This is a genomic window from Brevibacterium sanguinis, from assembly GCF_003315415.1.
GTDB classification, from domain to species: Bacteria; Actinomycetota; Actinomycetes; order Actinomycetales; family Brevibacteriaceae; genus Brevibacterium; species Brevibacterium celere_A.
In genome coordinates this window covers 92,908-119,789 of the sequence record NZ_QNSB01000004.1, presented here as the reverse complement: position 1 = coordinate 119,789, position 26,882 = coordinate 92,908, and the positions used below count along the sequence as shown (strand labels likewise).

The following is a 26,882-nucleotide window of genomic DNA, read 5'->3' as shown; positions in this document are numbered from 1 at the left end:
CTGTCAGGGAGCCTGCGACGCACGGTCTTCCCGCACCCTGGGGGCTCAGACCGCTGCCGTCCGGCCGCGAGTGCGCAGCGCGTCGCGCACCCAGCACGCCACACCGCCGAGCACGTCCCGCACCGGACGCGCCACGTCCCACAGCCAGGAGGTCAGGAATGAATCGCGCCGTCGTCATGGGGTTCCTCCTCACCCTCGCCTCCGCATTCTTCTTCGCGGTGTCGGGACCGATCGCGAAGACGATGTACGCGATCGGCTGGAACCCGGGCTCGGTCGTGCTCATCCGCCTCACCGGGTCGGCGCTGCTCCTGCTCATCCCCAGCCTCATCGCCCTGCGCGGCCGATGGGACGAGGTCCGCCGGCACTGGAAGACCGTCGCCACCTACGGACTGGTCTCGATGGCCGGGGTCCAGGGCTTCTACTTCATGGCCGTCGAGCACCTGACCGTGGCGGTGGCGCTGTTGCTCGAGATGACGGCCCCGATGCTCATCGTGTTCTGGATCTGGGCCCGGACGCGGACGCGCCCGGCGACCGTGACCTTCATCGGAGTCGTCGTGTCGATGATCGGACTCGTGCTCATCCTCGACCTGCGCAACTCCTCCATCAGCCTGTTCGGGGTGCTCATGGCGTTGGCCGCGGCGGTATGCCTGGCCAGCTACTTCCTCGTTTCGGCGAAGGAGTCGATCAATGTGCCCCCGGTCGCCCTGACCGGACTCGGAATGGGCGTGGGCGCCCTCGTCATGGGCATCGTCGTCCTCGCCGGCGTCATGCCCGGGCGGATCGTCACCGCCGACGTCGACTTCGGGGGACGCAGCGTCTCGTGGATCCTGCCGATGGCGATGATCGTCCTCTTCACCGTCGGTGCCTACATCACCGGCATCGTCGGACTGCGCTACATCGGCGCGACCGTCGGCTCGTTCGTCAACCTCATCGAGGTCCCGTTCTCCGTCATCGCGGCCTGGCTGCTCCTCGCCGAGATGCCGGCGCCGATCCAGCTCTTCGGAGGCGTGTTCATCCTCGGCGGGGTCGGGTTCATCAAGTGGGGCGAGGCCCGGCTGGCCCGCCGGGTGGCCAGGCGCGAGGTGCTCGCGCTCTCGGAGCCGGAGCCCGCCCTGCTCGCCCGCGACTGAACCCCGCGACGCTGACGTGATGCGAAGGGACAAATTCGACGTGGCGCCGCATCGAATTTGTCCCTTCGCATCACGTGAGGGTGCCGGCGCTCAGCGCATCTCGATGTCGTAGCTGTAGCCCTGCTCGGTGAGGAACCGGCGGCGCTGAGCGGCGAAGTGCTCGTCGACGGTGTCGGCGGCGACGACGGTGTAGAAGGTCGCGGAACCGGCATCGGCCTTGGGCCGCAGGATCCGCCCGAGCCGCTGAGCCTCCTCCTGCCGGGACCCGAACGCGCCGGAGACCTGGATCGCCACCGAGGCGGCGGGCAGGTCGACGGAGAAGTTCGCGACCTTCGACACGACGAGCACCCGCAGATCACCAGACCGGAAGTCGCGGAAGAGCTCCTGACGCCGCGACTCCGGGGTCTGACCGGTGAGCACGGGTGCCCCGAGCACGTCCCCGACCTCCTCGAGCTGATCGAGGTACTGGCCGATGACGAGGATCTGGGCGTCGGGGTGGTCGGCGACGAGCTGGCTGACGATCGGCAGCTTCGCATCCGAGGTCGCGGCCAGCCGGTAGCGGTCCTCGCCGTCGGCCCGGGCGTACGCCGTCCGCGTGCCCCCGTCGAGGCGGACCCGGACCTCATGGCAGTTCGCCGTGGCGATGAATCCCTGCCGCTCGAGCTCCTTCCACGGCACCTCGTACTGCTTGGGCCCGATGAGGGAGAACACCTCGTCCTCGCGTCCGTCCTCCCGGACGAGGGTTGCGGTCAGCCCGAGTCGGCGCCGGGCCTGGAGGCTGGCCGTGAGCCGGAAGATCGGTGCGGGCAGCAGATGGACCTCGTCGTAGATGACGAGCCCCCAGTCCTTGGCGTCGAGGAGCTCGAGATGCAGGTAGGAGCCCTTCCGGCGGGTCGTGAGCACCTGGTACGTGGCGATCGTGATCGGCCGGATCTCCTTCGTCGATCCCGAGTACTCGCCGATCTCGTCCTCGGTCAGGGTCGTGCGGGCGAGGATCTCGTCCTTCCACTGCTGGGCCGACACCGAGTTCGTCACGAGGATCAGCGTCGTCGTCTGCACGCGGGACATCGTCGCCACCCCGACGATCGTCTTCCCCGCCCCGCAGGGGAGGACGACGACGCCCGACTCTCCGGTGAGGGACGTCTCGATCGCCTCCCGCTGGTAGTCGCGCAGGTGCCAGGCCCCGCCGTGGGCGTCGTCGCTGAGCTCGATCTCATGGGCCTCGCCGTCGACGTAGCCGGCATGGTCGGAGACCGGATGGCCGAGGGTGAGCAGGGCGTGCTTGAGCTCGCCGCGCTCCGAGGGGTGGACGAGCACGGAGTCGGCGTCGAGACGGCGGCCGAACTTCCCGACGAGGTCGGGCTGGCCGACCAGCTCATCGAGCAGGTCGGGTTCGGTCGAGGTCAGCGTGAGGCCGTGGATCGGATGGTCGATGAGGGTGAGGACCCCGAAGCGGTCCATGATGTCGACGATGTCGACGAGCAGTTCGTGGGGGACGGGGTACTTGGCGAATTCGAGGAGGACGTCGACGACGGATTCCGCGTCGTGGCCGCTGGCCCGGGCATTCCACAGTCCCAGCGGGGTGATCGTGTAGGTGTGGATGTATTCGGGGGTCCGCGAGAGCTGCGCGAACGGGGCGATCGCCACCGCCGCCTCGACGGCCAGGGGGTGCCCCGACTCCAACAGCACGGTCCGGTCGGACTGCACGATCAAGGGACCGTTCATCTCTCTCCTGATTCCCCTCTCCCCGAGGTGTCTTTGCGACGCCGAGGCGGTGCGCGCGTTCCGCGTCATCCGCGGTCATGCCGGGACCGTCCCGATCTCCGCCGAAGTCAACGCACGAGGAGCGCCGATTGTTCCGCGGGGCCGATCCGGCGGCCGGGTGCCTCCGGAGCATTTCCCGAATGTCCTACGCATAGCGCCATGTCGTCGTGCTGCACCGCGCGGTTGTCCTGCCAAGTGTAGGGAGTGCGGGGTGAACGGGATGGAGTTCGCGGACCGGCAGGGAGTGCGGGGCGGACAGGGTGGGGCGGATTCGCGTGGGTCAGGCGCTCGCCTCGGCGAGTTCGACGCTGACGATCCGCGCGATCGACAGGGACGCCTCGGCGCCGGTCGTCGTCACCCGACCGCGGACGCGACCCCCGTTGACAGTCGCCGGGAGCATCTCGATGACCCGCTCCTGCCCGTGCGAGTCGGCGAGCCGGATCCGCACCATCTGCCCCTGGGTCGCGGCCTCGCGGAGGCGGTCCATGTGTCCCAGCGGCTCCTCGGTGTGCGCCCTCGTCCGGCGGGAGTCCGGGGAGCGCAGGATCCGGATGTACTCGCCGAGGTCGGCGTCCGTGACGCGCGCACGCCGGCGCACGTGGACCTCCGGTTCGCTCGCGGTGATCACCGAGCGCCGGCGCGGCGCGCCCTCGGGGGCGTGGAGGAGGGCATGGTGGTCGGCGGACTCGAGCAGATGCATCGTGCGCTCGGGCCCGATCTGGCTGACCGCGACGGTGGGCGCGAGTCGCTCGAGTGCCGCGGGGAGCATGAGCGGATCGGAGAGGATGACGTCGAGGTCGACGGGGTCGTCGACGACGAGCACCGCGCGGGCGCCGGCGACGCGGACCCGGTGCAGGCGGGCCGCCGTGTTCGTGATGAGGAACTCGAGCGTCGAGGGCAGCGCCTCGGCGCTGATCTCCGCGAGTTCGGCGAGCGCGTCGTGCGGGTCGACGCCCGACTGCAGGCTGGCCTCGACGGTGTCCGCGTCGATGCGATAGACCGTCCCCTGGCCGCGCGCCTCGACGACGGCGTACCTCCTCAGGATGTGATGGACGCGCGGCTGGATGGGGCCGGTGGCGACGGCGGTGAGATCGGACTGGATGAGCACGGAGTCGACCTCCTCGACGAGTCCGTCGCGCACGGCCGCGGTCACCTCGGCGGTGACCTGAAGGCGGTCGAGGCTGAAGCCCAGGGGCGCGATCGAGGGATCCTCTCCGATCTCCTCGTCCATCGCCCGGGTCACACCGGCGGCGAGCATCGCACCGAACCGGCTCGGGCCGAAGCGGTCAGGGCTCTTGAGCGGAGTGGTCGCCAATCCGAGGGTGACGGCCGTCCGGAGCACCTGCTCGGTGATCCGGAACTCGTGGGCGGGGATGAGCGGATGCCGGTCGAGGACCTGGGCGTGGATCCAGGCTGCGGACCGGGAGGATCCGAGCCCGATGTCGTGGAGGACCTCGAGCACGGTCAGGCGCAGCAGCGGCATCGCGGGCACCGACTGCGCGAATCCTTTGAACAGGGCCTTCTTCGGCGTCGCGAGGACCGTGAGCCGTTCATTGGCGCTCGAGCCGGCGATGAGCTGGGTGACGTCCTGGGACTCGCGCAGCCAGGTCGTGACCAGCCGGGCCCACAGCTCGCCGCGATCGCCTTCGAGTGCCTCGGCGGCGGTGTCGGCGGCGGTCCACTGCGGGTCGAGCGGGTCGTCGAGGACGCCGATGAGGCGAAGCGACTTCGCCGCCAGCAGCAGGGTGATCGTCTGCTCGAGTCCGAGGTCGATCGTCCGCGCGAGCCGAGAGACATCGCGTTTGGAGATTCCTCCGCTGGTCAGGCGGGAAACGGGGGAGGCGGCGAGCTCGTCGACGAGTCCGCGCAGGGAGGAGATCACCTCGGCGACGGCAGCCTGTTCGCCGTTGTGGATGAGGGACTGCGGGATCGCCTCCGCGGTGTCGTCGACCCCTCGCGCAGGGGACCGCCATGGATGGGCGCGGACCGATTCCGCCGCCGAGGTGGGCAGGAGGGTGATCGCCTCCGACTGGATCCGCCACACGGGGTGGGCGGCGAGCGCGGAGCGGTCCGCAGCGGGAGTGGTGCGGGAGGGCATCCCGTCGGGGGACGGGGACGGTGCAGCCGACCCGGTGGGGGAGTCCACCTCGGCCGGGGCGACGGCGGGAGAGAGCACCTCGGCGGAGGACGGGGACTCGGAGCTCGGCCACGCGAGTCCGAGGTCGCGCAGGCGGGGGAGGACCGCCTCGGCGAGGGCGGCGTCGATATGGGAATTCTCACTCACCGCGATGTCGGACGAGGTGCGGGCGGCGGTGGCCAGGGCGATGGCGACGTCGAGCTCGGCGGCGCGCAGTGCCTCGATGCCGCGGGAGACCCCGATGCGCGAGGACGCGGCGGCGGCCAGGGCCGCGATGGTCGGCGCCTCGGGACGGAGGAGATCGCGGCGGGTCCTGACGAAGGACTCGAAATCGGGCTCGGGGCACTGGGCCAGCCACGTGCTGAAGGTCATGGGCATCGGGCCCAGTTTATCCTGCGGGGTACAATGGAGCGGTCGAAATGATGAGGATCTCGGGAAGGATGAGCATTGTCTGCCAAGCGCGTCGACACCACCATCATCGTCGTGGCCGTTGCCGCCTCCGTGCTCGGGGCAGCCGGGCTCATCGGCGTTCTGGGACAGGCGTGGATGGGCCGCACTCCCTCGCACGTGCTCACCTATCTGCCGATGGTGCTCCTGCCGATCTCGTTCGCTCTGGCGGCGGTGGCCATGATCCGGGCGATCCTGCGACGTCGCGGGGCCGTGGCCGGCGGGTCCGAGAGCCTCGGGACCGGGAGCCTCGAGACCGGGGTGAGCCGAACCTGAGACCACACGCCGACTGAAGCACGGCCACGTCTCGGCCCTCGGGGTCCGAGGCGTCGTGGTGAGAGCAGCGGTGGAGCAGGCGCGTGAACCGAGCCGGGTCCTGCGGCGAGAACCCGACAGGAGCGCACCGGCCCTCGTCAGCCCTCACATCCCTGCGGCGCCGGTCGCCCACGCGAGAGCGCACGGGCAGAACCGCCCGGAACGGGCGGGCGCGGGGCGCAGGGAGCAGGACCCCACGACGACTCCGCCGGCAGCCGGACCCTTCGCCCTGCTGAGTGGCCACCCTGAGAGGCGGGCGGGATCCAGGCTGATTCCACGCGAACCGGCCTGCGTTCCACGCCGAATGCGCCGCGGGAGGACACGACTGCTCCGCACCGGCCTCCACCGGGACGCGGTCACCCCCGAGCGTCCGATCCACCGGGATCACCGCGACACCGAGACACACCGACCGACTGACACACCGACCGGCACCGCGCGCGGGCCGGCACAACGACCAGCAACCACAGAGAGGACACCATGCCAACCGGACGCGTGAAATGGTTCGATGCCGACAAGGGCTACGGCTTCGTCGTCGCCGAGGACGGCGCGCAGGCCTTCCTGCACTCCTCGGTCCTGCCCGAGGGAGTCGAGGTGACCAAGGGGACCCGGCTCGAGTACGACGTCGTCGACTCCCGGCGCGGCGCGCAGGTGCTCAAGGCGAGGCCGCTGACCACCCCGGCGAAGGTCGCCAAAGTCCGGAGGCGACCGGCGGAGGACATGGCGGTTATGGTGGAAGATGTCATCAAAGTCCTCGATGACCTCAGCAACGGATTGCAGCACGGCCGCTACCCGGACCCGAGCCACGGGAACAAGGTCGCGGCCCTGCTGCGGGCAATCGCAGACGATTTGGAGTCCTGATGTCATCACTGTTCCGCGACTGGTTGGCCGGCCTCGGGGCCGGTGCGACCGAGAGCGCACGCCCCGAGGCGGATGCGAACCAGACCGCGCCCGACGAGGCCGCTGTGAGTGAGCCCGCGCCAGCTGTGAGTGAGCCCGCGCCAGCCGAGGCTGCACCCGCCGACGCTGCCCCGGAATCGGCCACGACCGAGCCCGCCCAGGCACCCGCTCCGCGTGCGCGCACGCAGAGGTCCGCGGCCGAGAAGGTCGTCCTCGACGCCCAGCTCGCCGCGGCGATCGACGTCGCCCGCAATGCCATCGCCGAGGTGGCCGGCAGCTCCGTCATCGGCGAGCACCTCGACGCCGTGGCCGAGGGCACCCGTCTCGTCACGCACTACTTCGTGTGCACCGATCCGGCCTATCGGGGCTGGCGCTGGGTCGCGGTGCTCGCCCGGGCACCGCGGTCGAAGAAGGTCACGGTCTGCGAGACCGCCCTGCTGCCCGGCCCCGACGCCCTCGTCGCCCCGGAGTGGGTGCCGTGGGAGCAGCGGGTCGAGCCCGGTGACCTCACGCCCAAGGACACGCTGCCGAAGATCGAGGACGACCCGTACCTGCAGCCCGGATTCGGGCAGGTCGAGGAGACCTCCGACGGCAACATCGACGAGATCCCGAACTTCGAGTTCGGGCTCGGACGCCGACGCGTGCTCTCGCCCGAGGGGATCTCCGCGGCGGCAGGTCGCTGGGCGGAGTCGGAGACCGGAGCCGACAGCGAATTCGCGGCGCGCGCCTCGGCGCACTGCTCCACCTGCGGGTACCTGATGCCGATGGCGGGATCGCTGCGGCAGAAGTTCGGGGTCTGCGCTGGGCCTCTCTCTCCGTTCGACGGTCGGGTCGTCGCCCTCGACTTCGGCTGCGGGGCGCACTCGGAGACGGACGTCAAACGGCCCGCCGCCGCGCCCCCCGAAGCCGTCGTCGACGACTACGCAGGCGAACTCGAGTTCCAGGAGGGCTGAACCACCCGATGGCGCACACGTTCCGGTCGCTGGTCGAACCGAACTACCGCAAGTGGTTCGCCGGCGCCCTGATCTCCAACACCGGGACGTGGATGCAGAGGACGGCGCAGGACTGGATCGTCCTGACGTCGCTGACGGACAACAACGCGAGCGCGCTGGGCGTGACCATGGCACTCCAGATGGGCCCGCAGCTCGTCATGTTCCCGTTCGCGGGGGCACTCGCCGATCGGTTCTCGAAACGTCGGCTGCTCATGGTCACCCAGGCGCTCCTGGGCACGGTGGGCCTCATCCTCTTCGCGCTCGTCGTCACCGACCTCCTCGTGCTCTGGCACGTGTACGTGCTCGCACTCGTCCTCGGTGTGCTCGCGACCCTCGACAACCCCGCCCGGCAGGCCTTCGTGTCCGAGCTCGTGGGGGAGACGCTCCTGCCCAACGCCGTCAGCCTCAACTCCGCGTCGTTCAACGGCGCTCGGATGATCGGCCCTGGCGTGGCCGGAGTGCTCACGGCCGTCGTGGGAGCGGGCCCCGTGTTCCTCGTCAGCGGCCTCGGGTTCGCCGCGACCCTGTTCGTGCTCATCCGCCTCGACCGCTCCCGCCTCCACCCCTCCGGTCGCCGAGGCGGCGGCGGAGTCCTCGGCGGCTTCCGCTATCTGCGGCAGCGGCCCGACATCGTGATCGTCCTGACAGTGCTGTTCCTCGTCGCGACCTTCGGATTCAACTTCAACATCTACACGGCGACGATGGCGCACGTCGAGTTCGGCAAGGACGCGAGCGGATTCGGACTGCTCAACTCGATCATGGCGATCGGATCCGTCGCCGGAGCGCTCGCCTCGGCGAAGCGGGAGAAGCCCCGGCTGCGCTTCATCTTCGGTGCTGCCGGAGGATTCGGCCTGGCCGTGGGCGCGGCGTCGCTGATCACCGACTACGTCCTGTTCGCCGCCTCCCTGGTGCTCGTGGGATTCGCCTCGCTGACGATGATGACCTCGGCGAATGCCTATGTGCAGACGACGACACCGGCGAACTACCGCGGGCGGGTGATGGCGATCTACGCCGCGGTGGTCATGGGAGGAACGCCGATCGGCGCCCCTCTGGCCGGGTGGGTGGCCGACAGCTTCGGCCCTCGGATGGCGATGGTCGTGGGGGCGAGCGCCGGGTTCGTCGCCTTCGCCGTCGGCCTCGTCTGGATGATCGTCGCGAAGAACCTGCGCCTGGTCCACGACCCGGCCTCCCGGATCCGCCTGCACCTCAGCTACGAAGGCCGTCCGTGAGGGGACGGGCCGGTTCGGGGCGGACAGTCACGACCGCGAGCGACCTCGGGCCGACGCGTTACGATTCGTCTACAGTGGATCCTGACCGCATGGAATCCGACGGCCCGAATCCTCGGTGTCCCCACGGACTCCGGATGCAGAATGCTCCCGGCGGGAGGAACGGTTCCCGCACCAGGGCGGGCAACGGCTGCACGATCAGAACGGACGCGCTTTGAGCACAGACATCCTCACCACGGTCCTGACAGGACTGGCGGTCCTCGTCGGCTGCGTCGGCATCGTCGTGCCCGTGCTGCCCGGCTCCATCCTCATCGGCCTCGCCGTCCTCGTCTGGGCGATCGTCATCGGGGGGACGTCGGCATGGATCGTCTTCGCGATCGTCGCCGTCCTCGTGGCAGCGGGGATGAGCGCCTCACTGGTGCTCACCGGCAGGAAGCTCAAGGCGATGGCCGTGCCCAACTCCTCGGTGCTCCTGGCCGGTGTGCTCGGAATCGTCGGGTTCTTCGTCATCCCCGTCGTCGGCCTGCCGGTCGGATTCGTCGCCGGACTGTGGTTCGCCGAGGCGATGCGCCTGGGCAATGCCAAGGACGCGTGGGACTCGAGCTGGGAATCGCTCAAGGCGATCGGGATCGGCACGGTGATCGAGTTCGCCCTCGCGCTGCTCGCGACGATCGCCTTCGGCATCGGGGTGCTCACCCGCTTCCTCTGAGCCCCATGTCCCCTGGGCCCCACGTCCCCTGAGCCCGGTGCCGGCCGGGTCGGTGGTCCGACCCCGCTGCGGAGCGTCAGCTCAGGGCGTCGATGACGAAGTCGAGGCAGTCCAGCAGCGCCTTGACGTCGGCGGGGTCGACCGAGACGAAGGTCGCGATCCGCAGCTGATTGCGGCCGAGCTTGCGGTACGGCTCGATGTCGACGACCCCGTTGGCCCGCAGCACCGAGGCGACCAGGCCGGCGTCGACGGACTCGTCGAAGTCGATCGTGGCGACGACCGAGGAGCGGTCCTCGGGCGAGGCGACGTAGGGGCGAGCCACGTCGCAGGCCTCGGCCCAGTCGTAGACGAGTCCCGAGGACTCCCTGGTGCGCGCGACCGCCCACTCGAGTCCGCCGTTGCCGTTGATCCAGTCGATCTGCTCGGCGAGCAGCAGGAGCGTCGCCACCGCGGGAGTGTTGTACGTCTGGTTCTTCCGTGAGTTCTCGACCGCCGTGACGAGGTCGAGGGAGGCGGGGATCCAACGGCCCGACTCCTTGATCTCCTGGGCCCGGGCGATCGCCTTGGGCGACATGATCGCCACCCACAGTCCGCCGTCCGACCCCATGTTCTTCTGCGGAGCGAAGTAGTAGACATCGGTCTCCCGGATGTCGACCGGAAGACCGCCGGCCCCGGATGTGGCGTCGATGACGACGAGGGCATCGTCGTCGATGCTCTCGGGACGGGCGATCCGGGTGGCGACGCCGGTGGAGGTCTCGTTGTGCGGCCACGCGTAGACGTCGGCGGACGGCTCCGCGTCGGCATCCGCGGCGAAGGCAGCCGGGCTGGGCACGGCAGCGGTGCCCGGTTCGGCCCTGAGGATGAGTGACTCCTCGAGGTGCGGGGCGGTGTTCGTCGCCGTGGCGAACTTCTGGCCGAACTCCCCGAAGGCGGCGTGGGCGGCGCGCTCGCGCACGAGGCCGAAGACGGCGACATCCCAGAAGACCGTGGACCCGCCGTTGCCGAGCACCACCTCGTAGCCGGAGGGAAGGTCGAACAGCTCGGCGAGGCCGGAGCGGATCCGTCCCACGAGGTCCTTGACCGGGGCCTGCCGATGGCTCGTGCCCAGCACGGAGTCGGCGGCCGCGCTCACGGCCTCGACCTGGGCGCGGCGGATGCGCGCCGGTCCCGACCCGAAGCGGCCGTCGGTGGGCAGGAGTTCACGGGGGATCGTCAGATTCGTCGCAGTCACGCTCGACATTCTACGGTGCCCCCGGCCACCTCCGCCCGCATGGTTCACCCCCGCCCGCGCACCTTCGCCACGCCCACCGCCACCCGCAGCGTCCACCCCACTGGACCCCGTGTGTCGGTGCGCCGCCGTAGAGTGAAGGCATGAGTGAGCCCGTCGACCGACTGCCGCAGACCCGCCTGTCCTATGAATCGCCCGCCTTCGACGACCCCGGCACCGAACCGCTCGCCCTGTTCAGGCAGTGGTACGACGAGGCCGCCGAGCACCTCCGCGAACCCAACGCCATGACCGTCTCGACGCTCGATGAGTGGGGGCCGAGTGCCCGGATCGTCCTCCTCAAGGGTGTCGACGAGGCCGGTTTCGTCTTCTTCACCGACTACGACTCCGCGAAGGGCTCTCAGCTGCGCGCCGACCCCCGGGTGGCCCTGAGCTTCCCCTGGCACGACATGGAACGGCAGGTCCGGGTCCGCGGCCTCGCCGAGGTGGTCGACCCGTCCGAATCCGACGCCTACTTCGCTCAGCGTCCCCGCGGCTCCCAGATCGCGGCCACCGTGTCGCAGCAGTCGCGCCCCGTTGCCGACCGCGCGCGGATGCAGACCGAGTACGATGCCGCCGCTGCCGAGCTCGAAGGACGCGCCGTGCCGCGGCCGGAGCATTGGGGCGGCTTCCGGGTGCGTGCCTTCGAGATCGAGTTCTGGCAGGGCAGGCGGAATCGCTTCCACGACCGCTGGGTCTTCCGCCGCAGCGACGGCAGCCACGAGCCGGCGGCCCTGTCTCAGGCATCGGCCTGGACCCCGGCCCGCCTCTACCCCTGAGTAGTCTTGAGCCACCGGACGAAGGAGTGACATGACCCAGACCTCTCAGACCACAGCGGGACCGCAGTTCGGTCCCGATGCGGTGTTCGACAACCTCATCGGCGGCACGCGTCGCGGTTCCGAGGACCGCACCCTCAACCGCAATCCCTCCGACCCCGCCGATGTCCTCGGACGCTTCGCACGCGCCGACGAGGCCGCCGTGCGCGATGCGATCGCCGCTGCCCGTGCGGCGGCACCGGCGTGGGCCGACTTCCCGGCCCAGCAGCGCTTCACGATCCTCGACACCGCGGGCACCCGTATCGCCGAGCGCGCCGACGACCTCGCCGACCTGCTGGCCAGGGAGGAGGGCAAGCAGCTCACCGAGGCTCGCGGGGAGGTCCTCCGTGCGGCGCAGATCCTCAAGTTCTTCGCCGGCGAGACGATCCGCAACACCGGGGAGATCATCGAGTCGGTCCGTCCCGGCCTCGTCGCGGAGATGACCCATGAGCCGATCGGGGTCGTCGGCGTCATCACCCCCTGGAACTTCCCCATCGCCATCCCTGCCTGGAAGATCGCCCCGGCGCTCGCCTATGGCAACACCGTCGTGTTCAAGCCCGCCGAGCTGGTCCCGGGCAGCGCCTACGCCCTGGTCGACATCCTCGTCGAGGCGGGCCTTCCCGACGGTGTGCTCAATCTCGTCATGGGTCCGGGGCGGGTCGTCGGCGAGGTGCTCACCGGCTCCGCCGGGGTCGACGCGATCACCTTCACCGGTTCGGCGGCCGTGGGGCAGGGGGTCATCGCCGCAGCCGGCTCCGCGGGCATCCGCGTGCAGTGCGAGATGGGCGGGAAGAACCCGCTCGTCGTACTCGGCGACGCCGACCTCGAGGCCGCCGCCGACGCCGCCGTCAACGGGGCCTTCTACTCCACCGGTCAGCGCTGCACCGCCTCGTCGAGGATCATCGTCACCAGCGACGTCCACGACGAGTTCGTCCGCCTGCTCAAGGAGAGGATGGTGCAGCTGCGCGTCGGGGACGCCCGGGCCGAGGGCACCGTGATCGGGCCCGTCGTGTCCGAGTCGCAGCTCGAGCAGGACCTGAGGTACATCGACACCGCCCGGGCGGAGGGCGGAGAGGTCACGGGCGGCGAACGCGTCGACGGGGGCACCGACGGCTACTTCCTCAGCCCGGCGCTCGTCACCGGGACGAAGCCCGGTCACACGATCAACAGGGAAGAGGTCTTCGGTCCGGTCGCCTCGGTGATCGAGGTGGCCGACTACGACGAGGCGCTGGCGGTGGCCAACGACACCGAGTTCGGGCTCTCCGCGGGCATCTTCACCTCGTCCCTGAAATACTCGAGCCACTTCAAGCGTTACGCCCAGGCAGGAATGGTCATGGTCAACGCACCGACCGCAGGAGTGGACTACCACGTGTCCTTCGGCGGCCGGAAGGGGTCGAGCTACGGACCGCGCGAGCAGGCCCGGGCCGCCCGCGAGTTCTACACGGTGCACAAGACCGCGTACGTCAACGCGGGTTGAGGGCGCCTCGGCCCACCGTGATCGACTGCACCTGACATGGGTCGGGCCGAGCCGCGATAGGATTGATGGCGAATCGCAATAGTCGCGAGATCTCGCGCGGCCCGACGAGGAGTCGCGCGACCGAACGGCTGTCATGCCTGGTCAGAACGACTGGAAGACGAAGAGTGGAGTGGCTGGTCCCAAGTGAACGACCTCATTGATACAACCGAGATGTACCTCAAGTCGATCATCGAACTCGAGGAACAGTCGATCGTGCCTCTGCGGGCCCGGATCGCCGAGCGCCTGGACCACTCGGGTCCCACCGTGTCGCAGACCGTGGCCCGGATGGAGCGAGACGGACTGCTGCACGTGAGCAACGACCGTCACCTGGAGCTGACGGCGGAGGGCCGGCGCATCGCCACCGAGGTGATGCGCAAGCACCGGTTGGCCGAACGCCTCCTCGCCGACGTCGTCGGGCTCGAGTGGGAGCTCGTCCACGACGAGGCCTGCCGATGGGAGCACGTGATGAGCGAGCAGGTCGAGCGCAAGCTGCTGAATCTGCTGCCCGAGATCTCCTCGGGTCCCTACGGGAACCCGATTCCCGGGCTGGATGTCATCGGCGGGGAGTCGAATCCGACCTCGGAGGTCATCGACCTCGCCACGGCGGTCGCCCGCGACGGCGCCACGAAGCTGCGCATCGCGTGGCTCGCCGAGCCGCTCCAGGTCGACATCCACCTGCTCCAGCAGTTCCAGGTCGCCGGCGTCCTGCCGGAGACCGACGTGGAGATCACCCGCAACGGCGAGTACATCACCGTCCATGTCCCCGGCGCCCCGGACGTCCTCGATCTGCCGCTCGACACGGCCTCGCACGTGTTCGCCTACAAGAACTGAGGGTACGGGAATGTGACGAGCGTTACATTCGTCATCGCATCGTGACAATCCGGTGATGAGGGAGGCCCGGGGGTGGGTGGGACCACCCCCGGGCCTCCCTCTGCATCACCCCGAATGTTACAGAGATATGAATCTCATTCATCCCACTTCACCTCTCTGACCGGCGGGTTTATGGAAAACCTCAGGGTCATCCCCCGGCCGTCGTGATGAAAACGTGACAATCGATCACTGATTGGTTACAGTTGTGAAGGTCGTCGCGCGAGTGACGACTTCGCAACGAGAACCGCACGCCGCGCTCGATGTGGACACCAAGGACCGAAAGCGGCGGTTGGAACTTCCAATAGGTGACGAGAGGGAAACGTGGCAACTAAGCAGCATGGCCGCCGCGCCGCAGAGGCCAAGGTCAAGACGCCTCTGACAGAACTGACCGAGATCCTCAACGCCAACTCCGCCGTCTTCGGACGTCGCGCGGCCGTCGTGGCCGCCAGCGGTGGACTGCTCACCGCAGCGGTCCTGCCCGCCGCGGGGCAGGGCGCCGACGAGAGCGTCGCCGTCTCCCAGGAGGCCGAGACCCAGGTCGAGTTCCAGAACCAGACGGCCACCGTCGTCGCCGATGCCAAGGCCGAGAAGAAGGACGAGAAGGCCTCGGCGTCCTTCAGCGCCGACATCCAGCCCGTCACCGCCAAGCCCGCTCCGGAGCCCGAGCCTGTCGAGCGTCCCGCATCCGTCTCCGACGATTCCTCGTCGGGCGACGAGAAGAAGAGCGACGACAAGGGCTCGACGTCCGATTCCGACGCCGGCTCGATCGACGGCTCGAAGGCCGAGCAGGTGCTCGGCTGGGCCGAGCGCGGTGTCGGTGTGCCCTACGTCTACGGCGGCACCACCCAGAGCGGCTGGGACTGCTCCGGCTACACCTCGTGGGTGTACGGCAAGGTCGGCGTCGATCTGCCCCGCACCTCGGGCGCGCAGAAGGCCGCCGGGAAGGTCGTCTCCAAGTCGGAGGCCAAGCCCGGCGATCTCATCTGGCACCCCGGACACGTCGGCATCTACGCCGGCAACGGAATGATGTACGACGCAGGGTCCCCGGGATCGGGCACCTCGAAGCGCAGCTACAGCTGGATGGGCAACGTCACCTTCATCCGCGTTCTCTGATCCTCCTTCCCGAAGCTCCCCGCCTCGCTCGACGGTCCTCGAGTGCGGCGGGGAGCTTCTGCGTTCCCCGGCTGTCCGGATGCGGGGAGCGTCTTCGTGAACGCGGGCCGAAATTTCGCTGAAACGACCCGTATGAATTCGATCACAGCACCATGTCGGCGTTACCCTTGAGAAGATTGAGTTCCTTGAGTGATGGGAAGACCCGATGGGACATGGTCGAATAGTCCGGATAACCGTTCCAGGCCCTGGCGCGGAGTACATATCTGCGTCCAGGTCCATGTTCGAGGCGTTGTGCTGCGGCACGGCGCCTTTTGCGTTCTCCGGGCGTTCGTCCGCGCCTGACTCCCTCTGCCCCGAAGCGGCCGCGCAGCCGGCCGGCGACCCGACGAGGAGGAGTGCGACATGAAGACCCTCGTGCTCAATGCGGGCTACGAACCGCTGTCCGTGGTCCCGTTCACCCGGGCCGTGGTGCTCGTGCTCGCCGGGAAGGCGACCGTGCTCGCCGCCGAGGACGCCCCGGTGCGATCCCAGCACGTCAGTCTCGACCAGCCCTCGGTCATCCTCCTCACCCGCTACGTCAAGCCTCCGCGGGACCGTCGGGTGTCGCTGTCGAGGCGCGGGGTGCTCCGCCGCGACGGCTACCGCTGCGCATATTGCGCGAAGCCCGCGAGCACCGTCGACCATGTCCTGCCGCGCTCGCGCGGGGGAGTCAACAGCTGGGAGAACCTCGTCGCCTGCTGCCGGGAGTGCAACAACCGGAAGGGGAACCGGACCCTGTCCGAGCTCGGCTGGAAGCTGGGCTTCCGTCCCCAGGAGCCGCGTGTCGGCCAGTTCTGGATGCGCGGGATCGACAAGCCGGTCGACCAGTGGAGGCCGTTCCTCGCCCTGGGCGACGCCGCCTGAGAGGGGTCGAGATCGTTGGCGAAGTGAGCCGTTTCGGTGTCCGCACCGTGACCCGTTCCGACGATCGATGTGACATGCTGGACGCACCCACTTCCGATCTGTTCTAGGGTGGAGGTCGGAAGGTTGCTTCGACACGAGGAGCTTGCGATGACCGAGCAGGACCGCACCCAGGACACCGGCACGGGCCCGGCAGTCGAGCCGGAGGCCGTGATCGTCGGCATCGATGGGTCTCCTCCCAGCCGCAACGCGCTGGCCTGGGCGATCAACGAGGCGAAGTCGCTCGGCAAGCCCATCCGCCTCGTCGGTGCGTACACGATTCCGAGCGTCGCCGCGGCCGCCATCGACGTCTCCTACGTCCCGATCGACGACTCGTCCATCCGGGCATCGGTGACGAACACGCTCAAGGAGGCCGCCGCCGAGGTGAAGGCCGCCGGGGTGCCCGTCGAGGCGGTCATCGAGATCGGCGACGCGGCCGGTGTGCTCATCGACGAATCGAAGACCGGGTGCCTGGCCGTCGTCGGCTCCCGCGGGCGAGGCGGTTTCGCCGGTCGCCTCCTCGGCACCGTCTCGAGCGCCCTGCCCGCTCACTCGAAGTGCCCCACCGTCGTCGTTCCCGCCTCCTGGCAGCCCGGCGTCCACAGGGACGCACATCCCACCTCGTCGCGGCCCATCAGGCACGACGGTGCCGAGGTACCCGAGCACGATCCCGACGCCGAGGCGATCGAGGGCCTGCGGTTCGACGGGAAGGTCGTCGTCGGCGTCGATTCCCTCGGTGCCGACTCCCCGGCGCTGTGGAAGGCTGCGCGGCTGGCGGTGCGCCGCGGCTCGCCGCTGCACATCGTCGCCGTCGTCACCACCACCGTCATCGGGCCGGAATGGCTGCCGAGCACGGCCGATCTCGAACGGCTGGTCAACGAGGCCGCCGACAAGCTCGTCGTCGCCAAGCAGCGACTCAAGGAGGAGTTCCCCGACCTCGACGTGACCTGGACCCTCTTCGACGGTCAGCCCGCCGAGGTGCTCGTCCGGGCCTCGGACACCGCCGAGGTGCTCGTCATCGGTTCGCGGGGCAGAGGCGGATTCGCCGGTCTCCTGCTCGGTTCGACCTCACAGTCGGTGCTGCCGTACTCCCAGTGCCCGACGATGGTCGTGCGGGTCGCCCGCGATCAGCACAGGCGCCGGCACGGGCAGACGGACGCCGAACCCGGACTCTGATCTCGGAGCGCTCGCAGCCCCATGGCGTCCTGGCACGCAGGTATCCCCGCCGCGTTGGCAGCGGCGTGCCTCGTCCTCGGCGGCTGCACCGCACCTCCCGCCCCGTCCCCGCATCCGCTGTCCGAGCCTGCCGACGGGGCCGTGAGGATGGCCGCTGTGGGCGACTCGATCACCGCCGCGGACAGCATCGACCTGGCCGGCGGGCGGCCCGGTCCCCGCTCCTGGGTGAGCCATGCCGTGGGGCCAGAGGTCGAATTCGTCGGCGGCTGGGCGGAATGGGGAGCGACGACCGAGCAGATGGCCCACGGTGTGCAGGGGCCTCTCGATGCCGACGTCCTCGTCATCCTCGCCGGAACGAACGACGCCGGCTGGGTCGGCCACGAGCGGATCGGCGCCAACCTCGACCGCATCGCCGAGGAGGCGGGAGTCGGCACGGTCGTGCTGTCCTCGGTGCCGCCGATCGATTCGGCGAGCAGGAGCGCAGTCGAGCTCAACGCCCACCTCGAGCGGTTCGCCGGCGAGCAGGGCTGGGTGTGGGTCGATGCGGCGGCGGCGCTGCGCGACGATGAGGGAGAGCGCTTCGCCCCGGGGATGAGCGACGACGGCGTCCATCCCACACAACAGGGGGCCCGCGTCCTCGGGGAGGCGATCGGCGAGGCCGTCGTCAGGGCCGCCGGACGGTGATGAGGAGTCCGGCGTCTGCCCTGGTCACTGCGCCCCCGGCGCGATTCGAACGCGCGACACCCGCTTTAGGAGAGCGGTGCTCTATCCCCTGAGCTACGGGGGCAGTCCGGTCGATCATCGACCTGATGCGGTTCGGGTGCCGGGCACCGTGTCCGAGACGGTCGGACCGCGCCGATTTCGAACCACGATCACCCAGTGTAGCGTAGAAGAAACCTCGATTGCCCACGGTGCGCCAGCACCCATTCGGCGATGATTCTCGTTAGGGTCGAACTGTGCCAGATTCCGTTGTTGACGAACAGAGCCCCGAGCTCGGCGAAGTCTATGCCGAGTGGAAAGAGCAGGCCGCCCACCTGGGTGGTCGCGACACCATGCTCCATTTCCGGGATTCGCGCGACGGCAGCATCGACCTCTCCGGTGCCCACCCCTCGGGTCTGGCCCAGCTGCTCGCCGGCCGGGCGACCCGGCTGTCGAGCCTGATCCGCGACCACGAGATCCTCGCCGACGCCCGCCGGCGCGCCCGCTCGATCCGCTCGAAGGCGGAACAGCTCGACAATGAGCGGGGCATCCGCACGGCCCACCTCGCGATCGGCTTCGCCTCGTGGACGGAGAAGGACTCCAAGTTCAAGTTCAACGCCCCAGTGGTCATGAGGCACATCACCCTGGTCCCGCGCGGCTCCCGGGTCGAGGACTTCGAGATCGTCCTCGGTGACGAGATCATGATCAATCCCGCCCTCGTCCACCACCTCGCCGAGGTGTACGACCTCACGGTGCCCGTCGACGACTGGGTCGACGCGACGGGAGGGCCGCACGGCTTCGACCCCGGCCCCGCGCTCGACCGCCTCCGCGACCTCGCACAGCCGGTTCCGGGACTGCGGATCAACCACCGCTTCGTCGTCTCCACCTTCGCCAACATCGTCACCCCCTTCACCTCCGACTATCTGCCGACCCAGCACCCCGTGCTCCGGGCGCTCGCCGGAGACGAGGAGGTCCGTCGCACGCTCGGCGGCCCCGCCTATGCGCCCAAGCCGGCGGTCGCCCGCGCGACCGGGTCGGGCCGCGCGGCAGACGACTCCGACGGGGAGACGGCCGGCAGCCCGGCAGCGGGTTCCGGCAGCCGGTCAGTCGCCACCGCGATCACCGGGACGGGAGCGAAGCCAGCGATCGAGAGCGTCGCCACGACCGACGACGCGGGCGTGGAGGATCAGGCATCTGCCGACGACCGTGTCGTCGCGACCGACGACGCCGGCGAGGATGCTGCCGCCACCGCTGACCGTGCGGCAACTGGGGATGTGGCCTCCGGCCAGGATTCGGCCGAGGGCGCGGACTCGTCCGCGGATTCACCCGAGGCTGCGTCCGCGGATTCGGCCGGCCCGCAGGACGCTGACGAGGACGATCCGGGGGAGCCCACGGTTCGCATCGACATCGCCGGGAACCGCACCGACGGCGACACCGCCCAGGCCGACAGCCGGGACGATCGCCCGGCCGCGAGCCCTGTCGCCGAGCGAAGTGATGCAGCGCAACCGAGCGGCCGCGCGCCCGAATCGAACGACGAGCTCGGGTCGAGCGACCCCGCACCCCAGTCGAACGACGCGGCCCAGTCGGACGACGCGCCCAAGTCGAACGACGCGGCCCAGTCGAACGACGCGGAGTCCCGGTCGACCGGTCCCGACTCGGACGAGGTCGTTCCCGCGGCCCTGCAGGAGCCGATCACGCCCCTGCCCGACCGCAGGCCGCAGGAGGAGTTCCTCGTCATCGACGTCGACGGCGACCAGCAGGCCGTCGTCGACGCCGCCGTGTCCGGACGGTCCGTCGTCGTCGACACCCCTCCCGGAACGGGTGCGACCCAGGTCGCCGTCGCCGTGGCTACGACGCTCGCCCACACCGGCAAGAGCGTCCTGTTCCTCGCGCAGAACTCCGACGCCCTCGACGACTTCTCCTCCCGCCTCGCCGAGGTGGGGCTCGGGGGATTCGCCGTCGACACCCGCGAGGACTCCGACCACATCCGGAAGCAGCTCATCGGCCTCATCGCCTCGGCGGAGAAGGCCGAACGCCCCGATCTGTCCCGGCTGCTCACCGAGCTCAACGACCAGCGGGAGACGCTGGCCGAGCACGTGCGCTCGCTGCACCGCAGGAGGAAGCCCTGGGACGTCTCCGTCTACGAGACGATGCAGCACCTCGCCGAGCTCACCTCGGGAGACGACGCTCCCCAGACCTCCGTGCGATTCGGCGACGAGATCCTCGGCGCGAGCGAGGACCACCGCAACTCCCTGCGGGCGAAGCTCGTCGAGCTGGCCGCCCTCGGCGCCTTCACCCTCGACGTCGAGGACACCGTGTGGTTCGGCGCCGACCTCAAGTCGGTCGAGGAGGCCGAGGCCGCCCGGACCGTCGCCGAACGACTCGGGCGCACGATCCCCGACCTCGTCGCGGCCGTCGAACCGGTCCTCGCGAAGGCGAAGCTCAATCCCCGCCGCAACCTCGACGACTGGTCCCGGGCGATCAAGGTGCTGCTGCGGGTGCGGACGACCCTCGACAGCTTCGCCCCTGATGTCTACGACCACCGTCTCGACGACCTCATCGCCGCCACCGGCTCACCGGAGTACCGCGCCGAGGTGGGCGTCGAGATGGGCATGCTCCATCGCAAGCGTCTGAAGAAGTCCGCGAAGGAGTTCCTCCGCCCCGGCGCCGACGTCGGCGATCTCCACGCCGCCCTCGTCGACGTCCGCGAGCAGCGTACGATCCTCGCCGACCTCGCCGGCCACGACGGGCGACCGACGATCCCGCGCGGGGTCCTCGAGGCCGACGAGATCCTCCAGGGGGTCGAGGCCGACGTCGCGAAGATCTCGCCCGTGCTCAGGACGACCCCGGACGGGGGAGACCTCGGCTCGATGCTCATCGAGGAGCTGCAGGCCAGGTGCGAGGCGATGGGTGCCGACACGGACAATCTCGCCGAGCTGCCCGAACGCTCCCGCCTCCAGCGTGAGCTCAGCGGCGAAGGACTCTCCGACCTGCTCACCGACCTGCGCCGGCGCAAGGTCGACACCGGCCTCGTCGGACCCGAGTTCGACCTCGCCTACTGGGCCTCGGTGCTCCAGACCATGGCGACCGAGGACCCGCAGGTGGGCCGGCACGACGGTGCCGCGCTCCACCAGGTGGCCGAAGGGTTCCGCGAGAACGACCGCGCCTATGTCGCCGCCGGAGCGCAGCGCCTGCGCTACAACCATGCCCAGTCGTGGAAGCACGGCATCGAGAACGACCCGATCTCCGCCGGCGTCATCAAGCAGGAGCTGCTCTCGCCGCACACCTCCGTCAAGCGGATGTCGACGAAGGCGCCCGAGCTGCTCACGACCCTGGCCCCGGTGTGGATGGCCAGCCCGTTCACCGTGCCCGAGCTCTTCTCCGCGCTGCCCCTCTTCGACGCGGTCATCATCGCCGACGCCGGTCGGCTCTCGATCCCCGACGTGGTGCCGACGATCACGCGCGCCCGGCAGATCATCTCCCTCGGTGACTCCCGGCTGCTCGGTCCGCGCCCGTTCACCGTCGCCGTCGACCGCTGGGGACCCGATGACAGCGAGCATCCGCCCTCGGTGCAGGACTGCCTCGGCGAGTTCCTGCCGCGGATGAATCTCTCGAACTCCTACCGGCTCTCACCCGTCGGACTCATCGACCTGGCGAACCGGCACTTCTACGACTCGACGATCACCACCCTGCCCACCGCCCACACCGGAGAGGGGTCGGGTCTCGAGTTCTCGTACGTCGCCGACGGCCGCGGGCCCACCGACATCGGCACCGGCCGGGTCGAGAGTCCCGACGCCGAGGTCAAACGCGTCGTCGAGCTCGTGCTCCGGCACGCGAGGACGAGATCGCGTGAGTCCCTCGCCGTCGTCGCCCTCACTCCCCACCACGCTCAGCGCGTCGCCACCGCGATCTCGCGGGCGATGAAGGACCTGCCCTACGTCGCGGCGTTCTTCAACGACGGGAGCAAGGAGCCGTTCGTCGTCACCGACTGCGAGCGCGTCCAGGGTATGTCCCGCGACGCCGTGATCTTCACGCTCGGCTACGGCCGGACCGTCCACGGACGAGTCATCCACGACCTCGGCGCGCTGTCGGGTCCCGACGGCGAACGGATCCTCGCCGCGACGATGACCCGGGCCAGGAAGCGGCTGACCGTGGTCTCGAGCATCGAGGCCGAGGACTTCGATCCGGCGAAACTCACCGGCGGAGCGGCGCTCCTGCCGCGACTGCTCGAGGAGATCGCCGCCGGCGGCGTCACCCAGCCCGGCCCCCACGGCGAGATCTACGACCCGCTGTTCAACGACATCGCCTCCCGGCTGCTGCAGCTGGGCGTCGTCGCCCACGAGCACTACAACGGGATCGACCTCGCCGTCGCGAACTCCGCCGAGGACGAGCACGGGATGATCATCGCCGTGTCCGGCGACGGCCCGCAGTACGCCTCGGTGCGCAGCATCCGCCAACGCGACAGGGTCGTGCCCGAGCAGCTCGAGCGCCGCGGCTGGCGGTTCATGCGCGTGTGGTCGACCGATGCCTTCGTCGACCCGCAGGCCGAGACCGAGAAGATCTACGACGTCTGGCGCCGGGCCGTGGAGAAGATGAGCCCGCAGGCGATCCTCAACGCCGCCCGCGCCGCGTCCGTCGTCGTCGGCCGCACCGGGAGTCGGCCGAAGCTCGTCCCAGGGCTGCCGATGCACAAGTACTCGGAATCCGGGCTCGACGCGATGATCGACTGGATCCAGTCGGACTCCGTCGTCCGCAACGATGCCGAGATCAAGGATCTCCTCCGCACCGCGCTCGCGCAGAAGGGCAGCTCCCAGCGCGGCGACTCGCGACTCCAGGCCGCCGTCGACCGCTACCGGAGACGGCACGCCCAGGCCAAGAGGGTCACCGGCGCCGAGGTGATCGTCCCCGAGTCCGCGCACCACAGTCCCGTCGAAGGGGAGATCATCCCCACCTTCGACACGGGGAGGATCCGCGCCGAGGAGCTCGAGGACGCGGGACTCATCGAGCAGTCCGCCGCCGTCGAGACCCGGGAGACCCGGACGGTCGAGGAGACGGACGAGGAGCCCGCGGAGTCACCTCGGCGGAGTTCTGGCGGCAATGCCTGACGAGCCCGACGACGCTTCCGGGCGGGGTGCCGGCGGCGACGGTCCCGGGCGGGAGCCGGATGCCGGCGGCGATACTCCACGGTCGGAATCGGATGGCGGCGGCAGCGGCGACGCCCGTGAGCCGGGCTCGGATGGCGGCGGGGACCGCGACGTCGAGGATCCGGCGGAGAAGAAGGCGCGCCTGGAGCGGATCCTGCGGGAGTACCGGGCGACCCTGCGCAACGAGGCCGATCCCGCACACGAGGGTTTCAGCGCGGACGACTACAGAACGCAGAAACCGCCGCACTGGTAGCCAGTGCGGCGGCGAGGTGCGATCGATCAGTGGCGAGGCCGGTTAGCGTCGCCAGGATCGGTCGAATCGGCGGGGGCGGCCGAGCTGCCCGCTGCCTGGGTGCGGAGGATCTCGCGGATGTCGGCGAGCAGATCCTCAGCCGTGGGAGGCACGACCTCCTCGGGAGCGCCGCGCTTGCGCAGATCGTTGAGCTTGTTCATCGGCACGATGATGATGAAGTAGACGATGGCCGCGACGATGAGGAAGTTGATGACGGCGGTGATCACGGCGCCGATGTCGATCGTCGACTCCGGAACGTTGGGATTGAGCTGGAAGGACAGAGCGGGTCCTTCGGCGCTGCCGAAAGCGGCGATGAGCGGGTTGATGATCTTGTCGGAGAACGCCGAGACGATCGCGGTGAATGCGCCGCCGATGATGACGGCCGTGGCGAGCTCGACGACATTGCCCTGCAGAATGAAGTCCCTGAAGCCCTTGAACATGAATGGCATCCTTTCGACGGAGGGAGACAGCCCCACGCCTGCTGACCGCGCAGGACTCTCGAATACTGTCATATCGTACACAGAACCCTCCGCGGAATCGGCGCAGATCAGCGCGGGAGGATGGCGAAGCTGATCGGCAGACCGGTGAACTCGGCGATCCGACCCGCGTCCTCGGAGGACAGGATGACGGACACGAGCCTCCCCGAACCCCCGGTCAGCCCGTCCTCCTCGGCCATGACCTGGGCGATCGTCACCTCCTCGACGACGACTTCGGACCCTCCCTCGGGCAGCGAGCTGAAGAGGCGGATCCTCTGGCCGGGCTGCAGCAGGCCGGCCGAGGCGTCATCGGTCAGGCGCACCGGCATGATGAGGTCCGTGCTGCCGGCCGGCAGTGCCTGCTGATCGAGCACCGCCGAGCGGGTCACCGGGGATCCCTTCGACAGACCCGCCGAGGTGCGTTTGTCCGTTGCTTCGGAGATCGAGGCGAACGCCTTGTCGGGGACGAGTCCCGCAGGGTAGTCGACGACGACGAGGTCGTCGTCGCTCAGCTCGGTGCCGGGCGGCAGGTCCTCGTCGGCGACGACGACCGGAGAACCGCCCTGCGCAGGCGTGAGCGCCCACACGGTGATCGCGCAGGCCGTCGCGAGGCAGAGAGCGGCGAGCAGCCGCCGCGGTCGGACCCGAGGCGACGGCGGCCAGGGCAGATTGCGGATGCGCTGCACGATTCCCATCTGCTCAGAGTGGCCGTCGGGCGGATCTCGGGCAAGGGACGACAGACCGCCTGTGGATGAGCGATTTCCATCCACAGGCGGTCTGCGTACGAGTCAGCGACGATCCACGGGCGATCCGTGGACGAGTGGCTGGGTCAGCCGGCTGCCGGTGCGCTCGCGGCGGGGGCGGGCGACGATTCCTTCGCAGGGGTCGAGGACTTGGCGGGGGAGGAGCTGGTGGAGCTGGACCGCGAATCGGTGGCGTAGAAGCCGGACCCCTTGAAGCTCACGCCGACGGTGCCGAAGACCTTCTTCAGACGGCCCTGGCATTCCGGGCAGATCGTCAGGGAGTCATCGCTGAAGTCCTGGTGGATATCGAACGCGTGGCCGCAGCTCTTGCAGGCATAGGAGTAGACGGGCATGGACAACCTTTCTTCGACGAGAAGATTATAGTGCACCGGCGGCTGAGGACCGGCAACGTGCGGGTGACGAGCCCAGGGCAGTTCCTCGGCAGACGGGACACTTCTGCACAGGTCAACGAGGACGAGTGGCCGGCTATTCCGGCAACCGGGCAGCCGGGCGCAGGTCACCCCAACCGAAGTCACCCGAACCGAGGTCACCCGAACCGATGGAGGCCCGACTCGGTCACCGCCTGGGTGATGCGCAGATCCCAGGGCTCGACGCGCAGCCCCGGCAGGCCGATCTCGTCATCGAAGCAGACTCCGCCGAGCGCGGGGCCACGAGGCTCTGCACCCGGTGACACCTCGCCGAGGGGGACTTCGCCGAGTGGGCCGAATGTCCGGTCGTAGAAGCCGCCGCCATTGCCCAGCCTGGCCCCGTCCGCGCCGAAGCCGAGGGCCGGGACGAAGATGAGATCGAGGCCCACCTCGGCGGACAGCAGCTCCGTGGCGCTCAGCTGCGCCTCCGGTTCGCGGATCCCCCACTTGCCCCGGGGCTCCAGACTCTCCATCGAGCCGGTCACGGCGCCGAACCTCAGCGCCTCGCCCACCCGGGTGACGACCGGCAGGTAGACCGTCGCCCCTGCCGCGAGGAACCGGTCGATGCAGGAGTCGAGGCTCGGCTCCCCACGCAGCGCCGCATAGGCGAGCAGCGCCGGCGGCCCCTGACCGGACACGGCGGAGGACGCGAACCGCCACGCCGCCTCGGCGACGGAGTTCCCGCCGGGCAACGGTCCGTCCCCACCGGACGGGACACCCTCCCCACCGGACAAGGGGACCTCCTCGCCGGGCGGGGAGCCGGCGGCGGACTCACCGCCGGCGCGGGCCGCTCGCCGGGCGCGGACCTCGGTCCGCAGTCGGTCTTTCGAAATGTTTCCTTGCACGTCCACAAGACTAGTCGGCGCCCGCCCTGCGGTTAAGATGAACTGCATGAGTGATCAAACGACGCACCGCGTGCGCAAAGCCGTGATCCCGGTGGCCGGCCTCGGAACACGATTCCTCCCTGCGACGAAGGCGACGCCGAAGGAGATGCTCCCCGTCGTCGACAAGCCCGCGATCCAGTACGTCGTCGAAGAGGTCGTCAGCGCCGGCCTGCACGACGTGCTCATGATCACCGGCCGCAACAAGCGGCCCCTCGAAGATCATTTCGACAAGGTCGATGGACTCGAAGCGGCGCTGAGGAAGAAGGGCGACGACAAGAAGCTCGCCGCCGTCCAGCACGCGTCCGAGCTCGCCGACATCCACTATGTGCGCCAGGGCGACCCCAAGGGCCTGGGGCACGCGGTCCTCAAGGGCCGGCAGCATGTGGGCAACGAGCACTTCGCGGTTCTGCTCGGCGACGACCTCATCGACCCGCGCGGCCCGATCCTGCCGAAGATGATCGAGGTGGCCGAACAGACCGGCGGCAACGTCGTGGCGCTCATGGAGGTGCCCGAGGAGTCGATCCACCTCTACGGCTGCGCGGCGGTCGAGTCGACCGATGACGACGAGGTCGTGAGGATCACCGGTCTCGTCGAGAAGCCCGCGACCGACGAGGCGCCGTCGAACCTGGCGATCATCGGCCGGTACGTCCTCGCGCCGGAGATCTTCGACGTCCTCGAGACCACCGAACCCGGCCGGGGCAACGAGATCCAGCTGACCGACGCCCTGCAGACGCTGACCGAGAGCAGTCCCGGCGTCTACGGCGTCGTCTTCAAGGGAGCGCGCTACGACACCGGCGACAAGCTCGACTACCTCAAGGCCGTCGTGCAGATCGCCTGCGATCGCGACGACCTCGGCACCGATCTCAAGGCGTGGCTCAAGGACTACGTGGCCTCGCTCGACTGAAC

The 26,882-nt window shown here is 69.5% G+C and carries 23 protein-coding genes and 1 tRNA gene; 16 read left to right on the top strand and 8 right to left on the bottom strand.

Features of this window, described 5'->3' with window-relative positions:
- The first annotated feature begins 158 nt into the window (after positions 1-158).
- Positions 159-1,130 (top strand): EamA family transporter, encoded by a 972-nt coding sequence (locus DFO65_RS06980; protein ID WP_245940520.1) that lies wholly within the window; start codon positions 159-161, stop codon positions 1,128-1,130.
- Positions 1,131-1,220: 90 nt separating this feature from the next.
- On the opposite strand, the gene DFO65_RS06975 is transcribed toward DFO65_RS06980, so the two are convergent.
- Both DFO65_RS06975 and DFO65_RS06970 read right to left on the bottom strand, forming a co-directional pair.
- Complete coding sequence (locus DFO65_RS06975) at positions 1,221-2,855, bottom strand: DNA repair helicase XPB (RefSeq protein WP_113903703.1); 1,635 nt, start codon at positions 2,853-2,855, stop codon at positions 1,221-1,223.
- Between the two features lie 319 nt (positions 2,856-3,174).
- Positions 3,175-5,409, bottom strand: coding sequence for a helicase-associated domain-containing protein (locus DFO65_RS06970; protein ID WP_245940519.1), 2,235 nt, complete (start codon positions 5,407-5,409; stop codon positions 3,175-3,177).
- A 69-nt stretch (positions 5,410-5,478) separates the two neighbouring features.
- On the opposite strand from DFO65_RS06970, the gene DFO65_RS06965 reads away from it, so the two are divergent.
- The 5 genes from DFO65_RS06965 (at position 5,479) to DFO65_RS06945 (ending at position 9,617) form a co-directional block, all read left to right on the top strand.
- Positions 5,479-5,754 carry a hypothetical protein gene (locus DFO65_RS06965; RefSeq protein ID WP_245940518.1) on the top strand — a complete coding sequence of 92 codons (276 nt, stop codon included), beginning with the start codon at positions 5,479-5,481 and terminating at the stop codon, positions 5,752-5,754.
- 516 nt (positions 5,755-6,270) lie between these two features.
- Positions 6,271-6,651, top strand: a complete 381-nt coding sequence (locus tag DFO65_RS06960) for a cold-shock protein (RefSeq protein WP_113903701.1) — start codon at positions 6,271-6,273, stop codon at positions 6,649-6,651.
- A complete protein-coding gene (locus DFO65_RS06955; protein WP_245940517.1) occupies positions 6,651-7,643 on the top strand; it encodes a DUF3027 domain-containing protein in 993 nt (330 codons plus the stop codon). Before DFO65_RS06960 ends, DFO65_RS06955 begins: the two co-directional genes overlap by 1 nt.
- 8 nt (positions 7,644-7,651) lie before the next feature.
- Entirely contained in the window at positions 7,652-8,911 is a 1,260-nt protein-coding gene (locus DFO65_RS06950; protein WP_113903700.1) for an MFS transporter, read from the top strand.
- Between the two features lie 211 nt (positions 8,912-9,122).
- Positions 9,123-9,617 carry a DUF456 domain-containing protein gene (locus DFO65_RS06945; RefSeq protein WP_113903699.1) on the top strand — a complete coding sequence of 165 codons (495 nt, stop codon included), beginning with the start codon at positions 9,123-9,125 and terminating at the stop codon, positions 9,615-9,617.
- 76 nt (positions 9,618-9,693) lie between these two features.
- On the opposite strand, the gene serC is transcribed toward DFO65_RS06945, so the two are convergent.
- Entirely contained in the window at positions 9,694-10,848 is a 1,155-nt protein-coding gene (gene serC, locus DFO65_RS06940) for a phosphoserine transaminase (RefSeq protein ID WP_113903908.1), read from the bottom strand.
- 140 nt (positions 10,849-10,988) lie between these two features.
- Here serC and pdxH point away from each other — a divergent pair, with 140 nt between their 5' ends.
- The 7 genes from pdxH (at position 10,989) to DFO65_RS06905 (ending at position 17,994) form a co-directional block, all read left to right on the top strand.
- Positions 10,989-11,660: a pyridoxamine 5'-phosphate oxidase gene (gene pdxH / locus DFO65_RS06935; protein WP_113903698.1), complete on the top strand. Its 672-nt coding sequence runs from the start codon at positions 10,989-10,991 to the stop codon at positions 11,658-11,660.
- 31 nt (positions 11,661-11,691) lie between these two features.
- The gene (locus tag DFO65_RS06930; protein ID WP_113903697.1) at positions 11,692-13,173 is read left to right on the top strand and encodes an aldehyde dehydrogenase family protein; all 1,482 of its coding nucleotides are present in this window, start codon (positions 11,692-11,694) and stop codon (positions 13,171-13,173) included.
- A 183-nt stretch (positions 13,174-13,356) separates the two neighbouring features.
- Positions 13,357-14,043 (top strand): iron-dependent transcriptional repressor DtxR, encoded by a 687-nt coding sequence (locus DFO65_RS06925; RefSeq protein ID WP_113903696.1) that lies wholly within the window; start codon positions 13,357-13,359, stop codon positions 14,041-14,043.
- Positions 14,044-14,403: 360 nt separating this feature from the next.
- The gene (locus DFO65_RS06920; protein WP_113903695.1) at positions 14,404-15,195 is read left to right on the top strand and encodes a C40 family peptidase; all 792 of its coding nucleotides are present in this window, start codon (positions 14,404-14,406) and stop codon (positions 15,193-15,195) included.
- 402 nt (positions 15,196-15,597) lie between these two features.
- Positions 15,598-16,098 carry an HNH endonuclease gene (locus DFO65_RS06915; RefSeq protein WP_113903694.1) on the top strand — a complete coding sequence of 167 codons (501 nt, stop codon included), beginning with the start codon at positions 15,598-15,600 and terminating at the stop codon, positions 16,096-16,098.
- 147 nt (positions 16,099-16,245) lie between these two features.
- Positions 16,246-17,310, top strand: coding sequence for a universal stress protein (locus DFO65_RS06910; protein ID WP_113903693.1), 1,065 nt, complete (start codon positions 16,246-16,248; stop codon positions 17,308-17,310).
- A 21-nt stretch (positions 17,311-17,331) separates the two neighbouring features.
- Positions 17,332-17,994: an SGNH/GDSL hydrolase family protein gene (locus tag DFO65_RS06905; protein WP_113903692.1), complete on the top strand. Its 663-nt coding sequence runs from the start codon at positions 17,332-17,334 to the stop codon at positions 17,992-17,994.
- Positions 17,995-18,024: 30 nt separating this feature from the next.
- Here the strand turns inward: DFO65_RS06905 and DFO65_RS06900 are convergent.
- A tRNA-Arg gene (locus DFO65_RS06900) sits at positions 18,025-18,097 on the bottom strand.
- Positions 18,098-18,266: 169 nt separating this feature from the next.
- Here DFO65_RS06900 and DFO65_RS06895 point away from each other — a divergent pair.
- Both DFO65_RS06895 and DFO65_RS06890 read left to right on the top strand, forming a co-directional pair.
- A complete protein-coding gene (locus DFO65_RS06895) occupies positions 18,267-23,114 on the top strand; it encodes a DUF4011 domain-containing protein (RefSeq protein ID WP_113903691.1) in 4,848 nt (1,615 codons plus the stop codon).
- The gene (locus DFO65_RS06890) at positions 23,107-23,406 is read left to right on the top strand and encodes a hypothetical protein (RefSeq protein WP_113903690.1); all 300 of its coding nucleotides are present in this window, start codon (positions 23,107-23,109) and stop codon (positions 23,404-23,406) included. Before DFO65_RS06895 ends, DFO65_RS06890 begins: the two co-directional genes overlap by 8 nt.
- Positions 23,407-23,432: 26 nt before the next feature.
- Here the strand turns inward: DFO65_RS06890 and mscL are convergent, their stop codons facing one another.
- The 4 genes from mscL to DFO65_RS06870 all read right to left on the bottom strand — a co-directional run bounded on the left by mscL (position 23,433) and on the right by DFO65_RS06870 (position 25,937).
- Positions 23,433-23,885 carry a large conductance mechanosensitive channel protein MscL gene (mscL, locus tag DFO65_RS06885; protein ID WP_113903689.1) on the bottom strand — a complete coding sequence of 151 codons (453 nt, stop codon included), beginning with the start codon at positions 23,883-23,885 and terminating at the stop codon, positions 23,433-23,435.
- A gap of 107 nt (positions 23,886-23,992) precedes the next feature.
- Positions 23,993-24,616: an SAF domain-containing protein gene (locus DFO65_RS06880; RefSeq protein WP_113903688.1), complete on the bottom strand. Its 624-nt coding sequence runs from the start codon at positions 24,614-24,616 to the stop codon at positions 23,993-23,995.
- 134 nt (positions 24,617-24,750) lie between these two features.
- The gene (locus tag DFO65_RS06875) at positions 24,751-25,017 is read right to left on the bottom strand and encodes an FmdB family zinc ribbon protein (RefSeq protein ID WP_113903687.1); all 267 of its coding nucleotides are present in this window, start codon (positions 25,015-25,017) and stop codon (positions 24,751-24,753) included.
- 194 nt (positions 25,018-25,211) lie between these two features.
- On the bottom strand, positions 25,212-25,937 hold the full coding sequence (locus DFO65_RS06870) for a 5-formyltetrahydrofolate cyclo-ligase (RefSeq protein ID WP_245940516.1): 726 nt from the start codon (positions 25,935-25,937) through the stop codon (positions 25,212-25,214).
- Between the two features lie 46 nt (positions 25,938-25,983).
- Here DFO65_RS06870 and galU point away from each other — a divergent pair, with 46 nt between their 5' ends.
- Positions 25,984-26,880 (top strand): UTP--glucose-1-phosphate uridylyltransferase GalU, encoded by an 897-nt coding sequence (galU, locus tag DFO65_RS06865; protein ID WP_113903685.1) that lies wholly within the window; start codon positions 25,984-25,986, stop codon positions 26,878-26,880.
- Positions 26,881-26,882: the final 2 nt, after the last annotated feature.